This is a genomic window from Mycobacterium paraterrae, assembly GCF_022430545.2.
GTDB classification, from domain to species: Bacteria; Actinomycetota; Actinomycetes; order Mycobacteriales; family Mycobacteriaceae; genus Mycobacterium; species Mycobacterium paraterrae.
In genome coordinates this window covers 912,209-926,603 of sequence record NZ_CP092488.2, presented here as the reverse complement: position 1 = coordinate 926,603, position 14,395 = coordinate 912,209, and the positions used below count along the sequence as shown (strand labels likewise).

16 protein-coding genes are annotated in these 14,395 nt (G+C 64.7%); 8 read left to right on the top strand and 8 right to left on the bottom strand.

Annotation, left to right across the window (positions count from 1 at the left end):
- Positions 1-19: 19 nt before the first annotated feature.
- From MKK62_RS04290 to MKK62_RS04280, 3 genes are all read right to left on the bottom strand, one after another.
- Entirely contained in the window at positions 20-547 is a 528-nt protein-coding gene (locus MKK62_RS04290) for an Rv2253/PknI dimerization domain-containing protein (protein ID WP_240262227.1), read from the bottom strand.
- 100 nt (positions 548-647) lie between these two features.
- The gene (locus MKK62_RS04285) at positions 648-1,268 is read right to left on the bottom strand and encodes an Rv1363c family protein (RefSeq protein ID WP_240262228.1); all 621 of its coding nucleotides are present in this window, start codon (positions 1,266-1,268) and stop codon (positions 648-650) included.
- Positions 1,265-1,990 carry an Rv1363c family protein gene (locus tag MKK62_RS04280; protein WP_240262230.1) on the bottom strand — a complete coding sequence of 242 codons (726 nt, stop codon included), beginning with the start codon at positions 1,988-1,990 and terminating at the stop codon, positions 1,265-1,267. Before MKK62_RS04280 ends, MKK62_RS04285 begins: the two co-directional genes overlap by 4 nt.
- A 192-nt stretch (positions 1,991-2,182) precedes the next feature.
- On the opposite strand from MKK62_RS04280, the gene MKK62_RS04275 reads away from it, so the two are divergent.
- Positions 2,183-2,548 carry a hypothetical protein gene (locus MKK62_RS04275; protein ID WP_240263830.1) on the top strand — a complete coding sequence of 122 codons (366 nt, stop codon included), beginning with the start codon at positions 2,183-2,185 and terminating at the stop codon, positions 2,546-2,548.
- A 1-nt stretch (position 2,549) separates the two neighbouring features.
- Here the strand turns inward: MKK62_RS04275 and MKK62_RS04270 are convergent, their stop codons facing one another.
- Both MKK62_RS04270 and MKK62_RS04265 read right to left on the bottom strand, forming a co-directional pair.
- Positions 2,550-3,650 carry an NAD(P)H-dependent amine dehydrogenase family protein gene (locus tag MKK62_RS04270; protein ID WP_240262232.1) on the bottom strand — a complete coding sequence of 367 codons (1,101 nt, stop codon included), beginning with the start codon at positions 3,648-3,650 and terminating at the stop codon, positions 2,550-2,552.
- A 30-nt stretch (positions 3,651-3,680) separates the two neighbouring features.
- A complete protein-coding gene (locus MKK62_RS04265; protein ID WP_240262234.1) occupies positions 3,681-4,466 on the bottom strand; it encodes a spirocyclase AveC family protein in 786 nt (261 codons plus the stop codon).
- A gap of 172 nt (positions 4,467-4,638) precedes the next feature.
- Here MKK62_RS04265 and MKK62_RS04260 point away from each other — a divergent pair, with 172 nt between their 5' ends.
- On the top strand, positions 4,639-5,292 hold the full coding sequence (locus tag MKK62_RS04260; protein WP_240262235.1) for a TetR/AcrR family transcriptional regulator: 654 nt from the start codon (positions 4,639-4,641) through the stop codon (positions 5,290-5,292).
- A 16-nt stretch (positions 5,293-5,308) separates the two neighbouring features.
- Positions 5,309-6,511, top strand: coding sequence for a cytochrome P450 (locus MKK62_RS04255; protein ID WP_240262236.1), 1,203 nt, complete (start codon positions 5,309-5,311; stop codon positions 6,509-6,511).
- 18 nt (positions 6,512-6,529) lie between these two features.
- Here MKK62_RS04255 and MKK62_RS04250 read toward each other — a convergent pair whose 3' ends face one another.
- Positions 6,530-7,825, bottom strand: coding sequence for a cytochrome P450 (locus MKK62_RS04250; RefSeq protein WP_240262237.1), 1,296 nt, complete (start codon positions 7,823-7,825; stop codon positions 6,530-6,532).
- A 205-nt stretch (positions 7,826-8,030) separates the two neighbouring features.
- On the opposite strand from MKK62_RS04250, the gene MKK62_RS04245 reads away from it, so the two are divergent.
- Entirely contained in the window at positions 8,031-8,621 is a 591-nt protein-coding gene (locus MKK62_RS04245) for a TetR/AcrR family transcriptional regulator (protein WP_350355746.1), read from the top strand.
- 5 nt (positions 8,622-8,626) lie between these two features.
- On the opposite strand, the gene MKK62_RS04240 is transcribed toward MKK62_RS04245, so the two are convergent.
- Complete coding sequence (locus MKK62_RS04240) at positions 8,627-9,046, bottom strand: Rv2576c family protein (RefSeq protein ID WP_240262239.1); 420 nt, start codon at positions 9,044-9,046, stop codon at positions 8,627-8,629.
- A gap of 227 nt (positions 9,047-9,273) precedes the next feature.
- Between MKK62_RS04240 and MKK62_RS04235 the strand changes: the two genes are divergently transcribed.
- Genes MKK62_RS04235 through MKK62_RS04220 form a run of 4 tightly spaced genes read left to right on the top strand, consistent with a single transcriptional unit; the run spans position 9,274 to position 12,724 of the window.
- Complete coding sequence (locus MKK62_RS04235) at positions 9,274-10,464, top strand: amidohydrolase family protein (protein WP_240262240.1); 1,191 nt, start codon at positions 9,274-9,276, stop codon at positions 10,462-10,464.
- Between the two features lie 43 nt (positions 10,465-10,507).
- Positions 10,508-11,911: a FadD3 family acyl-CoA ligase gene (locus tag MKK62_RS04230; protein WP_240262241.1), complete on the top strand. Its 1,404-nt coding sequence runs from the start codon at positions 10,508-10,510 to the stop codon at positions 11,909-11,911.
- 5 nt (positions 11,912-11,916) lie between these two features.
- Positions 11,917-12,537 carry a fatty-acid--CoA ligase gene (locus MKK62_RS04225; protein WP_240262242.1) on the top strand — a complete coding sequence of 207 codons (621 nt, stop codon included), beginning with the start codon at positions 11,917-11,919 and terminating at the stop codon, positions 12,535-12,537.
- Positions 12,538-12,547: 10 nt separating this feature from the next.
- A complete protein-coding gene (locus MKK62_RS04220; protein ID WP_240262243.1) occupies positions 12,548-12,724 on the top strand; it encodes a (2Fe-2S)-binding protein in 177 nt (58 codons plus the stop codon).
- Here MKK62_RS04220 and MKK62_RS04215 read toward each other — a convergent pair.
- Complete coding sequence (locus MKK62_RS04215) at positions 12,721-14,376, bottom strand: alpha-keto acid decarboxylase family protein (protein ID WP_240262244.1); 1,656 nt, start codon at positions 14,374-14,376, stop codon at positions 12,721-12,723. The two genes, MKK62_RS04220 and MKK62_RS04215, sit on opposite strands and share 4 nt — an antisense overlap.
- Positions 14,377-14,395: the final 19 nt, after the last annotated feature.

Genomic DNA, 14,395 nt, shown 5'->3' with positions numbered 1-14,395 from the left:
GCCACCAGACGACGGCCGATCAGCCGATCTTGTCCAGGCGCATCGGCATCTCGATGTTGAGCCATTGGTTCTGCCCGCAGGCGCCACTCGGTCCGGTTGTCTTGTTCTTACCGGCCATCACCGGTGATCCAAGTTTGAGGTCACCGCTACCGTCGGGATCGACGGGATAAAAAGTGAAGGTCTGCTTGCCGGTGAACGCGGTGCCGTCTTGGCAACGTTCCCAGTTCGGAACTTCATGTTTTGCTAACCAGACGGAGCCATCACGTAGGTAGAGATGGGTTGACCAGCCCTCGTCGCTTTTCAGCGTGCCGTCGCATTCTTGATAGCTAGAGCAGGTCGAGCTGAGCGTCCAGGTCTGGACCGTCGTCGGCTCCCCGTTGTACTGATCGTTGATCTTGGCCCAGTTACCGATCGACGTGACGCGGTAGGTCCCGTTGATCGCGATGTCTTCCTTTGTGTAGGCCCGGGCCGTGGATGCGGGACCCAGAACACCGATGGCTGTGGTAGCCAACAGCGTTGCTAGGACAGCGGTTTCACGTGGTCGCATCGTCTACTCCTCGAGGCCACCGGTAGCGGCATTCTCGCCAGATGAGACTAACACCGCACGGTGTCGGCCGACACGGCTTCGGACGAGAAGGTTGTGCTGGTCAGACCACCGGATCCAATTTGGAAATCAGCCACGAACCACCGACTTTTGTCAGCGTGATCCGCACGCCGCTCGGGGTGATCAGCGGTTGTGGTTTGTCCTTGCTGACGGTGGTCTCGTTCAGGAAAAGCAGGACGACGGCCGAGTCCGGATGCAGTTCTGACACCGCCGCTCTCACTACCGCAGCGGTCTGTGTGAGCTGCTTCTTCTGCACCGCGGGCACGACGAAGTCCTTGGTGAACTTGTCGTAATAAGCCAGGAAATCACCAGTCAGGTGCGACCGCGCCTTGGTGAAGTCGCGATCCATGCTGTCGCTCGAATATGACAGCGCCGCAACGGCACCGTCCGAGGCGGCCTGTATTGCACGCTGCGCTGCGGCCTCGTCGATCTTTCGGTCGGGCAGGTAACGGGTGAAGAACAGGGTGACGACGAGTCCCACTGCGACAACGACCGATGCCGTCAGGAGAACCGGTCGCCAGTGCACCAGCACGCTGGTGACCGCGCGGTCGATCACGCCGGTGGTCTCTGGCGATGAATCGATGCCGGATTCGGCGGCGGTTTCCTGCGCGTCCGACTCTTCCGCGACGGTGTCGTCGTCGAGCGACGAAGATTCGGAACTCATTGGACAAAGTCGAGTTTCGACATTTTGAGCCGATCCCCGTCCCTCTCGATGTTGACACTGATTCGCCAAAACACCGACGGCCGTTGAGATTTGTCGGCGTTGACGGTGTCGGACTTCGCCACCACCAGGACGACCGCGGAATTGCCGGTCATCGACTCGACCGCGACGTCAGTCACAGTGGCCTTCGTGGTGATCTGGGCATCTTGGGCATTCTTGACCATGTAGCCCGACGTCGCCTGGAGTTGGCTCTTCAGCGCGCCGGTGGAGTCGTCGATGGTGCGTTGCAGGTTCTCCGCCGCGCGCGATGGATCGATCGTCATCAGCTCGGTGACTTCGTCGCGTGCCGCCGTGGCGTACTCCACCGCGCGCTGCTGGCGTTGCATCAGCTCGCGGTGCTGCCACTCGATGACAGCGCTGCCCGCCAGCGAGGCCAGCACGAGCGTGATCGCGAAGCCGACGCCCGTGGCTTTCCACGACGGCCGGTGAAATTTCCGCGACCATCGCGGTCGCCGTCGCCAACGTGCCGGCGTGAGTGCCTCGTCGTCGTCAGTCTCCGTCGGCTCGTCACCGGATTCGGCCTCGGCTTCGGCTTCGCGGCGGAGTTCGGCGGCCCGGGCGCGGGCCGCCGCGGCACGCTCCTCGGCGCGAGCCAGCTCGTCTTCTGCTTCCGCGAGCGGGTCCGGGGCTTGCGTGCTGGAGGGGTCGCGGTCGGAGTCCGTCACTGGTCTCGGGCTCGTTCCGGGCTGCACACGGAGAACCACGCTATCACCCAAAGCTGCAGGCCCGGTGCGCAGAGAGCGCGCGAGAACGCCGTCGGCGGAACCGTGAATTCAGTTATCCGAAGAAGAGAATTTTCGTATCGCCCGTGCCAAAATGTCCTGGTGCGGTACGTCGTGGCAGTGGTCGCTGCGCTGATGGGAATCGGCGCACTCGTGCCGCCGACGGCCGCAGCCGGGCCGACCGTCTGCGACTACCCGGCCTGTACGCCCGGCATCGCCCCAAACATGGTGCTGGGCGCCCCGTGCGAGAACACCACCTACTACGCCTTCGGTGTCTCCGGAAGTTACGCCCCCGCCACCCAGCCCGGGCGACTGATGTTCTGCGGTTCGCCCCGCCGGTACCAGCCGCGCTGGTTCCGCTCACCGCCGATGGCCGGCATCAAGGAAGAAAACACCGACTGCCACACGTTCATGAACTATGTCGCGCAGGCGCCCGACGGTCTGTTCCTGATTTGCATCGCGCAAGAAGGCCACGCGTTCTGGACCCGCGCCGACACCTGAGTCACCGCGTTACGAAGGCATTGCGCGGGATCGTCAGCGGCAAATCCACCGAACTGAGCAAACCCGGTTCTGCGGCAACGACATACGGTACGGCGTTGACCACCCGCATTGCGGTCGCCACCATCGCGCCCGCGCCGGACGTCATCCCCGCGATCCCGGCCCGCTGCGGGTCGCGCAGTGTCGCCGCGAGCGTGCAGTCGATGTCCGGATCGCCAGTGATCTTCACGCGGTAGGACAGGTCGCCGATGCCGGTCGGCCAATCCGGCGCAACGTCGTGGGCCAACCGGGTGACGTGCTCGATGACGATCGCTTCACGGTCGTCGACCACGCCGATCGCCTGCATGCGGATGGCCCCACACGTCCCGGCCTCGACGGTCCCCATGGCGACGTCCAGCGTTCGGTCGGTCGCGGCGCGGTCGAAACCCTCACGCACTTCTTGCAATTCGACCCCGAGTGCGTCGGCGACCAGCCGGATCTGACCCTGCCATTCGCCCGCGATGGCGCCGGGGTAGCTGATCCACGGCTGATAGTCCAACGGTTGGCCGAAGCCCAGTCCGTTGATCATGATGTCGGGCACGCCGTAGTCGTCGTACAACCCGATCTCGAAAGCATGGATCTTCTCGATCTGCGACGACTGGGTTGACAGCACCAGCGGCAGGTAATCGGCGGCGAAGCCGGGTTCGATGCCCGAGGCGTACAGCGATGCCTGACCCTGCTTGGCCGCCGCGGCGAGTTGATCGCGCCATTCCGCCGGCTCGTACAGGTGTGGATTGACCAGTCGGGTGGTGCTGGTCGTGACCACGTTGAGGCCCGCTTCGAGTAGTTTTACGTAGTCCGGGATGGCCAGGGCGTCGCGCTCCGGGCCGCTCGCGGCGTAGATGACGCAGTCGGGCTTCAGGGCCATCAACGCGTCGGCATCGTCGGTCGCGGCGAGGCCGATCGGTTCACCGTTGGCAAGTTCGCCGGCGTCCTTGCCGACCTTCTCGGGCGAATGCACCCACACGCCAACGAGTTCGAGGTCGGGCCGGCGCTGGATGGCGCGAATGGCGATCGATCCGATGCCGCCGGTGGCCCAGACGACGACGCGATGCTGATGTGTCATGGGTATTTCTCCTTGCCTTGATGACGCTGCCTACTTCGGCTGATTCGGGATGCCGGGGAATAGCTGGCCTGGAGGCTCAACGCTCACCCAGCCGCCCAGCTTGGTGATCAGATGAGGCGCGAAAACGGCGCCGTAGAGCAGGTTTCCGACCAAGATGACTGCGACGACGGACAGCGTCGCCGCCTGCAGCGGGGTCTTCGACCGCTTGGCCGCCCACATCTCAAGGACGTTGCGTCCGTCGCCGTCGGTTCGCCCCAGCAGGTAGGTGAAGACCATCATCTGGATGGCCATGGCCAGCGCGTCGTACAGCGGGTACTGGTGAATGGTCCCCTCGCGGATAGCCAGACCCGGAATGACCCGGCCGTAGTAGAAGACACCGAGTTTGGCGCCGAGGAAGCCGTTGAACAACAGTGCCCAGGTAAAACCGACGAGCAGGCCGACAGTCAGCAACGTCTGGGGCCGGCGCCACCCGAAACGCTTGATCAGCCATCGGCCGAGCGCGGTGGCCGTGAAGGCCGGTAGCACGAAGTACGAGATGTAGCCGATCGGGACGAACAGTGGGAGTCCGCCCCAGGTCATGTTGAGCGGCCACCACGACGGCATCCGGGGGAGGGCGGCGGGGAACTGCGCATACATCGCCCAGTCGTAGGGCGCCTCGATCCACGAAAATGACATCGCCGAAATACACAGCAGGAGAAGGGGATGCATGCGGCGTTGTCGAACACTCAAGTACACGGCCAATGCGGTGAACGAGACGCCGCCGACGAGAGCGAAGGCGCTGCCCACCTGAATGGCCGGAGTCATCTGGTCACTCATCGGCGAGCTTCCGGGTCGAACCGCAGCACCAGGCCGAAGATCAGCACCACCAATCCGAACAACGTGCCCAGCATGATCAGAGCGCCCACGTGGACCATCCTTTTCGAGACTTCATCGGCTCTTTAGGTAGTGAATACTATCCTAATTGGATAGCACATACTATCCTCAATTCGTGTCTCAGCGATCAGCTGCCAAACCGCGCACCGCCGCCGCGCCCCTACGACGGCAGCGTGGCGAGCCGCGTCGGCTCTTGCTCGATGCTGCTCGCGAGCTGTTCGGCCGCCAGGACTATCGCAGCACCACCACCCGCGAAATCGCTTTGGCGGCAGGCGTTACCGAGCACCTGCTGTTCCGGAATTTCGGCAGCAAGGCCGCACTGTTCCGGGAGGCGCTGGTGCTGCCTTTCACCAGCTTCATCGATGAGTTCGGTAGCACCTGGCAGTCGGTCAACCACGCCGAGGCCGTCGAGGAGGAGCTTGCCGGCCACTTCGTCGGTCAGCTCTACGACCTGTTCGTCGAACATCGGGGTCTGCTGCTGACCCTGATGGCCGCCGAGGCGCTGAGCGACGAGGAGTTGGCCGAGGCGGGGATCGACGACGTCAAGCGGGCGCTGCAGGTGCTGGGCCGAATCAGCGCCGAGGGCATGAATATTCGCGGGCTGCAGTCGGATCACCCCGACCTGCCGGCGCACTCCACGGTCGCGATGATCGCCGGCATGGCGGCGCTGCGATCGACCTACTTCGGCGTCACGCCGCCGTCGCGAGAAGTGATTATCGACGAGCTCGTGCAGGCGATCCTGCACGGCTTCCTGCACCGCAACGATTGAAGGGTCCCGACAGCACATGCCAGACACCGAAACCGTCGAATTGTATTACGACCCCTACGATCCCGATATCGACGACGATCCCTATCCGGTGTGGAAGCGGATGCGCGAAGAAGCACCGCTGTATTACAACGAGAAGTACAACTTCTTCGCGCTGAGCCGCTATCACGACGTGGCCCGCGAGCTGCACAACTGGCAGACGTATCGCAGCGGTCGAGGCACCACGGCCGACATCTTGTTCAACAACATCGAAGTGCCGCCGGGCATTCTGCTGTTCGAAGACCCGCCGCTACACGACCTGCATCGCAAGTTGCTGTCGAAGGTATTCACCCCGCGGCGAATGCTCGCCGTCGAGTCCCTCGTCCGTGACTTCTGCATCGGTGAGCTGGATCCCCTGGTCGGCTCCCAGGGATTCGATTTCATCGCCGACCTCGGCGCGGTGCTCCCGATGCGGACGATCGGTTACCTGTTGGGCATTCCGGAAGAGCACCAAGCCGCCATCCGGGATCGCAACGGCGCGTTCATCGACGTCACCAAGGGCGCGGGACCAGAGGCGGTGAGCCAGAAGATTTTCGAAGACACCATTACGATGTTCGCCGAATTCATTGAATACCGTGCCGAGCATCCCTCCGACGACCTGATGACCGAACTACTCGCCGCGGAGATCGAGGAGGCCGACGGCACCCGTCGGCCCCTGTCGCGCACCGAGGTGCTCTCCTACACCGCGATGATCGCCGGCGCCGGCAACGAGACCACGACTCGATTGATCGGCTTCATGGCGCAACTGCTGTCCGACCACCCCGACCAACGCCGAGAGCTGGTGGCCGACCGGTCGCTGATACCCGGCGCCATCGAGGAGTCGTTGCGCTACGAGCCGCCGTCGCCGGTGCAGGCCCGCTACGTCGCGCACGACGCGGAGCTCTACGACCGCACGATTCCGGAGGGGTCATTCATGTTGCTGCTCAACGCCTCTGCGAATCGTGACGAGTCTCAGTTTCCCGATGCCGACCGATTCGACATCCACCGGCGCGGCAGCCACCTGAGTTTCGGGCAGGGCCTGCATTTCTGCCTGGGTTCGGCGCTGGCCCGACTGGAAGCCAGGGTGGCCTTCGAAGAGGTGCTCACCCGGTGGCCCGACTGGGATGTCGACTACGCCAACGCCGAACGGGCACACACCGCCAGTGTTCGCGGCTGGGCCCGCCTACCCGTGTTCACCGGGTAGTGGAACCAAATTTTGCGATCAGCCCACCGGCGCCAGTGCGGGCCGCGGCGTGAACGTCAGGTGCAAATCCGACAGGCCCCGCAGGATGTAGGTCGGCTCGAAGGTGTAGCGGCGCTGGTCGATTGGGCCATGCTGTGTCTCGCTGATGGAGATGTCGGACATCCGGTCGAGGATGCGCTCGATCGAGACGCGGCCTTCGACACGCGCCAGCGGTGCGCCCGGGCAGGAGTGCACGCCGCGGGCGAACGCCATGTGCTCGCGGACGTTTTTGCGGTCGATCCGGAATTCGTGTGGGTCCTCGAATCGCCGCGGGTCGCGGTTGGCCGCACCGGGAAGGATCATCACGATGGTGCCGACCGGGATGTCGACACCGCCGATGGTGGCCGACCGCAAGGCGAGCCGCGAGTCGCTCTTGACCGGGCTCTCCATCCGCAGCGACTCCTCGATGAACGCGGGGATCAGGCTGCGGTCCTCGCGAAGGCGCTGCTGAACTTCGGGCCGATCGCCGATCGCCTGCAGCGCGGCCGACAGCAACTTAGCCGTGGTCTCCTGCCCCGCGGCGAAAAGGAATGTCGCCGAACGGCTTACCTCGATGACTTCCGGCGTGGAACCGTCGGGATACTTGGCCGTCGCCAACGACGTCAGCACGTCGTCGCGCGGGGAGCTGCGGCGATCCTCGATGTAGGAGCAGAACTTGTCGTCGAGCCACTCCAGCGGATTGACCCCGACCGATTCGAGGTCCAGGGCGCCCACCCGCGCACCGGGACGATCGGCGCCCAGCACCGTTCGGAACTGCTTGTGGTCTTCCTCCGGGACGCCCAGCAGGTCCGCGATCACCAAGGTGGCGAACGGCTTTGAGTATTCGGCGATGAACTCGCACTCGCCGTTGCCCAGGAATTCGTCGAGCTGACGGTCGGCCAACCGCCACATGAACTCCTCGTTCTCCTTCAGCCGGCTCGGCGTGAGCAACCGGCTCAGGATCGACCGTGCCTTGGTGTGGTCGGGCGGGTCCATGGTGACCATGTGCTCGAACATCGGGAACTGGCTGCGGTGTGCCTCGACGTGCGCGGTGAGATCCTCACAGTCGACCTCGAACGGCAGCGGCGGAAACGGCCCGCCGAGCGCAACGCAATTAGAGAAGGTCTCCGGGTCTTTGTAGACCGCGTTGGCCTCTTCCCACCCCGTCACCGCGACGACGTTGTGGTGGGGCAGTTTGTGCACCGGGTTTTGGCTGCGCAGGTAATCGAAGTAGGGGTGCGGGTCGGGAACCAGCGACGGGTCGGTGAAGAAGTCGATCGTGTCGTAGGTGCTCATGGTGTTACGCGCCTCCCGAGGCTGTTTTACCCGTGGTGTGTGGGCGGCCAGATGCCATGCCGCCCGGGACTGAATTCGGCAAATAAGCGGAACTTGCTGAGCACCTGCTTAGCATGGCGCTAATGTCGTGGTCAAGGCGAGAAGGCGGCCCGACGCTACGATCGTTCATGTTCAGCAAATTTCGTCGAGAGTGTGGAACAACGGCATGACTTCGGCCCGCAGGATCGGCGCCCCGGACGCCAAGAACCGCGGGGTGCTGCTCGACGCCGCCGAGCAACTGATGCTCGAAGAGGGTTATGCCGCAGTGACTTCGCGCCGCGTCGCCGAACGGGCCGAGCTCAAGCCGCAACTGGTGCACTACTACTTCCGCAACATGGACGAGCTGTTCCTGGCGGCGTTTCGTCGCCGCGCCGAAGAAGGGCTTGAAGTGCAGGCGCAGATGCTGCGGGCGCCGCAGCCGTTGTGGGCGCTGTGGCGGTTCAGCACCGACCCGGCGGCCACCGCAATCACGATGGAGTTCATCGCGCTGGCCAACCACCGGAAAGCATTGAAAGCCGAAATCGCCTATTACGCCGAGCGTTTTCGCGAGGAGCAACGCAAGGCGCTGACGACGATCCTGGAGGGTTACGGGGTCGACCCGGCGACATTCCCGCCGCTGGTGTGGTCGGTGCTGATGACCAGCGTGTCCCGCGTTCTGGTGATCGAGCAGGCCCTCGACATGTCCGCCGGCCACCGCGAGACCATCGAGATCGTCGAGGCCTACCTGCGCAACCTCGAGGGAGATCCGCAAATCTAGCGCGCTCACCAGGAGCGCAGCGAACAGAGCGTGCCCTTGGGGCCGTCGTTGGATACGACGACCTTTCCGTCGACGACCAATGCGCAGTGGAACATCGGGGTGCCGGGTTCGGTGCCGGTGCTGACCACGACCATGGCGTAGTTGTTGGGGTCGGTGAGCATCACCGGCGGTGACGTCCACGGATGCCCTGGACCGATGTCGGCCTGCACGTTGGGCGTGTACTGGTACGGATTGTGGCTGTAGTCGGAGTACTTCGGCGGCTGCTGGTCGAGGTAGTAGATGTCGGCCCAGATCGGGTTCGCCGCGGTGACGACATACCTGACGTCGTGGGCAACCGGGTCGTCGGCCAACGACGGCGCCGCGGTGGCGGTCGCGGTCACGGCTGCCACCGCCACGGCAAGCGCGGCTCCACCGATGGTTGTCATACGTTCCTCCGGCCGCCCGCGGATACGTGGCGATAGTGGCATTCTCCGCAGCGGAGAATAGCATCACCGCTGCCTTAGTTACGACACTAACGTTTGCCGGTCGGCGGGTTGAGCCAATGCGCAATATTCACCAGCAAGTCCGCGCAGGGCGCGTCCGAGGGGGCCGAGGGCATTGCGATAACACGGCTGTGAGAATATCATTCTCACAAATTGTGAAGGAGGATTTCATGGGGCAGCTGTCGCACAGAGTGGACGTCCCGTTCCCGATTTTCGACGCGGACAACCATCTCTACGAGCCGCCGGAGGCGCTCACCAAATTCCTGCCCAAGGAGTACAAGGACTACGTCCAGTACGTGCAGATCAACGGGCGCACCAAGATCGCCATCCGCGGCCAGATCAGCAACTACATCCCGAACCCGACCTTCGAGGTCGTCGCCCGGCCGGGCGCCTGGGAGGAGTACTTCAAGTACGGCAACCCAGAGGGCAAGACCAAGCGCGAGTTGTTCGGTGAGCCGATGCGCGCGATCCCGGCGTTCTTCGAGCCCGGGCCGCGGCTGGAGACGATGAACGAGCTGGGTCTGGACAAGACGCTGATGTTTCCGACGCTGGCCAGCCTGCTCGAAGAGCGGTTGCGTGACGATCCGCTGGCGATTCACGTCCTGGTGCATGCGCTCAACGAATGGCTGGACGACGTCTGGGGCTTCAACTACCAGAACCGGATCTTCACCACGCCGGTCATCACCCTGCCGATCGTCGAGAAGGCGATCGAGGAGTTGGAGTGGGCGGTCAAGCGCGGCGCCCGCGCCATCCTGGTCCGGCCGGCACCCGTGCCTGGTTACCGCGGTCCGCGCTCGTTCGCGGTGCCCGAGTTCGACCCGTTCTGGGAGCGCGTTGTCGAGCACGACGTGCTGGTCGGCATGCACTCGAGCGACAGCGGCTACTCCCGCTACACCTCCGAGTGGGACGGCGCCGATCAGGAGATGCTGCCGTTCCAGACCAACGCGATGGGCATCCTGAACGAGTGGCGGCCGATCCAGGACTCGGTCGGCTCGTGGGTGATCCACGGCGCGCTCTACCGCCACCCGAAGCTCAAGGTCGCGATCGTCGAGGCCGGCTCGAAGTGGATGACCCCACTGCTGGACGGTCTGGCCGAGGTCTTCCGCAAGGCCCCGGAGGCGTTCCCGAGCGACCCGGTCGAAATGGTCAAGAACCGGATTCACGTCAGCCCCTTCTTCGAGGACGGCATCGACGACCTGGTCAACCTCGTCGGCGTGGACCAGGTGCTGTACGGCTCGGACTGGCCGCACCCCGAGGGGTTGGCGGAGCCGACCTACTACATCGAGGCGCTGTCGCACCTCAAGCCGGAGGACCAGGCAAAGATCATGGGCGGCAACCTCGGTCGACTCGTCACGGTCTGACAGGGACGGCGCCCTGAGTAGTCCGTGGCAGACCATCCCCGAGATGGTCACGAGCGCGGCGGACCGGTTCGGCGACGCGGAAGCTGTCGTCGACGGTCCGCTGCGCTTCACTTTTCGCCAGATCGTCGACCGAATCCGTTGCGCGGCAGGCGCGTTCGCTGACCTCGGAGTCGACAAAGGCGACCGGGTCGCGCTCTGGGCGCCGAACTCGGCGAACTGGATCATCGCGGCGTTCGGCATCATGACGGCCGGTGGCGTCCTGGTGCCGGTCAACACCCGCTTCAAACCCGACGAAGCAGGCGACATCATCACCCGGAGCAACGCCAAGGCCGTTCTGGTGCAGCAGGGATTCCTCGACCAGGACTACACCGCACCCGCCGGCATCCCGGTCCTCGACCTCGGCTCCGACTTCCTCTCCAGCGGTGCGCCTTTCGAGCGTCAGGTCGACGGCGCCGACGTCTCCGACATCATCTTCACGTCGGGCACCACAGGTCGCCCAAAGGGAGCGATGATGAACCATCGCCAGACGCTGCGGATGTACGAGGAGTGGGCGACGCTCGCGGATCTGCGCGAGGGCGACCGCTATTTGATGATCAACCCGTACTTTCACACTTTTGGTCTCAAGGCGGGCCTGATCGCGTCGTTCCTGCGCGGTGCGACGATGCTGCCGCTGCCGGTATTCGATCTCGAATCTGTCGTGAATATTGTTGCACGCGAGAAGATCTCGATGCTGCCCGGCCCTCCGACGATGTATCACTCGTTGCTGACGGTCGATGACAAAACCAAGCTGTCCTCGCTGCGGGCGGGCGTGACCGGTGCCGCCGACATTCCCGTCGAGCTGGTTCGGCGCATTCACGACGAATTGCCGTTCGAGACGCTGATGACGGGCTACGGCCTCACCGAAGCCGGCAACGTGACGCTGTCGCGGCCCGGCGACTCCTTCGAGGATGTCGCCACCACCGCGGGTCTGCCGTGCAAGGACGTCGAGGTGCGCATCGCCGACGACGGCGAAGTTCTGGTGCGCGGCTATGGCGTCATGCAGGGCTACCTCGACGATCCCGAAGCCACGGCCGCGGCCATCGACGACGCCGGCTGGCTGCACACCGGGGACCTGGGCAGTTTCGACAACTCGGGCCGGTTGAGGATCGACGGGCGTAAAAAGGACATGTTCATCGTTGGCGGGTTCAACGCGTACCCGGCCGAGATCGAGGGTTTTATGCTGGAGCACCCGGCGATTGCGCAGGTCGCTGTGATCGGTGTGCCCGACGAACGGCTCGGCCAGGTAGGAAAGGCCTTCGTGGTGCCGAAATCTGCGGTGTCGCACGAGGATTTGATGGCGTGGTGTCGCGACCGGATGGCTGGATTCAAGGCTCCCCGGTACGTCGAGTTCCTCACGAGCTTGCCGCTGAACGCGACTGGGAAGGTGATGAAGGACCAGCTACGGTGAGCGCGGTGGACTCCCATTCGCATTCGCTGGTGATCGCGTCCGACTACCGCGTGCCGGACCCCGGGCAGGTCTGGCCGTTGCTCACCCGGCGCAGATCGGCACTCGCGGACATCGGCGCGCACCACGTGCTGCTGTACACCTCGACGCACGATTACGGCCGCGTGCTGGTCACGATCGGCGTGCGCAGCCGGGAGCCGATCGTGGAGTTGCTGCGTTCACGGGTCTTCTTCGAATGGTTCGACGCGGTCGGCGTCGACGACATCCCGGCCGTCTTCGCCGGCGAGATCGTCGAGCGGTTCGGGTCGGGGGCACGTTCGGAACAATCCGCCCCGGGCGTGGTGGTCGCAGCCATCTCGTCGGTCGACAGCGTTCCGGTGCTGACTCACGAAATCCGCAGCGCCTCAACCAGATTTGAGGCTGCTGGCATCCGCGAGACACGGCTGTTCCAGGCCTTCGACGACAGCCATGAAGTGATGATCCTCCAGGAACTCGACGACGAGGAGCACGCGCGGAGCTGGATCGATCATCCCGACACCGCCGCACCGTGGATCGACGGGGCCGGCCGCGGCGCCTATCCACCGGTGTTCGTCGGCACGTTTCACGACATGATGCGGATCGACGAGTAAGCCGCCGCTCGTGTTCGTCTGTTTGTGCAACGGGATTACCAGCCAGGTGGTGGCTGACGCCATTGCCGGTGGGGCGTCGACAACTAATCAGATCGCCGCGGCCTGCGGGGCCGGCGCCGAATGCGGGCGCTGCCGCCGCACCCTGCGCAAACTGCTCGGCCCGCGAACGGGGACCGAACGAAGCTAACCGAGATCGGAAACCAAGTCGGTGAGCAGATCCGGGACGTCCAGGCGCGGCACCACCGCTTCAATCAGCACCATCCGGTCTTGGTGTTCGGCGGCCGCGCGAAACGCGTCGTCGAGTTCGCCGTAGGTCTCGGCGCGAAACGTCAGATGGTTCGTGACGCCGAGAGCGGTGGGAATGTCGGCCCAACTCCATCGAACGATGTCGTTGTAGGGGGCGGTCTTCCCGTGGATCATCCGCTCGATGGTGTAGCCGTCGTTGTTGACGATCACGACGACCGGGGACAGGCCCTCCCGGGAAAAGGCGCCCAGCTCCTGCACCGTCAGCTGCGCGGCGCCATCACCGATCAGCAGCACCGGCCTCCGATCACGCTGCGCCAGGCCGGCGCCGAGGGTGGCCGGCAGCGTGTATCCGATCGAACCCCACAGCGGTTGGCCGATGAACGTGACGCCCTGCGGCAGCCGGTGGGTGGCCATCCCGTAGAACGACGTGCCCTGATCCGCGAGCACCACGTTGCCGGGCGTCAGCGCCTCACAGAACCTGTCCCACAACACTTTCTGGTTCAACGGTTCGTCGCGACCCGGTGTCACCGCCGGTGGGACGTCGGAGCTCGACACCACGGCGGGGGAGCGGATACCACGCTCGGAGAGGATCGCGGTGAGGGCCTCGAGGGCGGCATCCATTTCCAGCGGCGCGAAGACCTGGCTGCCGACCGTGCTCTGCTGCGGTCCGACGTCGATCGTGCGGGCCGGGTCGATGCGCTGGCTGAAGAAACCGCTGACCATGTCGGTGAACACCACACCGGCGGTTACCAGCACCGGCGCCTCTTCGATCGCCGCCCGCACCGGGTCGGCGCTGGCCGCGCCCGCATAAATGCCGAGAAACTCCGGTGCGCTCTCGTCGACCAGGCTCTTCCCCCACATCAGCGTGGCATGCGGAACGACATCCGCGGCCAGCAGCTCCTCGAGCTTGTCGACGGCGTTCAGCCGGTGCACCAACAGGTCGGCCAGCACCGTCAGCTGATGGTCTGCGATGAGAGTGCTTGCGGCTTCGGTGAATAAGGCCAGCGCCCGCGGGCTGGTCCCGCCGGTATAACGCGGCAGCGGTGCGCTGGGCGGCTCGGTCTCGAAGCGGGCCACGTCGGTGGACAGCAGCAAGTAGCCCGGCTGGCGTTGCTCGCGGACCTCGGACAGCACCCGGTCGATCTCCCTGGTCGCGGTGGCCGGCATGAGATTGGCTTGCGCGCAGGTGAATTCCCGGCTCACGCGCAGGAAGTGCTCGAAGTCGCCGTCGCCCAACGAGTGATGCAGCGCCCGGCGGGTGCCCTGTGCGTCCTTGGACGGCCCACCGACGATGTGCACGACCGGCACGTGCTCGGCGTAACTGCCCGCGACGGCGTTGGCCGCCGAAAGCTCACCCACGCCGAAAGTGGTTACCACCGCCGACATCCCACGCAGACGGCCGTACCCGTCGGCGGCATAGCCGGCGTTGAGCTCGTTGGCGTTACCCACCCAGCGGAGCTTCGGGTGGGCGACGATGTGGTCGAGGAATTCCAGGTTGTAGTCGCCGGGTACACCGAACACCTCGGTGACGCCGAGTTCAGCCAGGCGGTCCAGCAGGTAGTCGCCCACGGTGTAGGAAGCAGCTGCGGTCACGACGTTGACGCTACGCGTG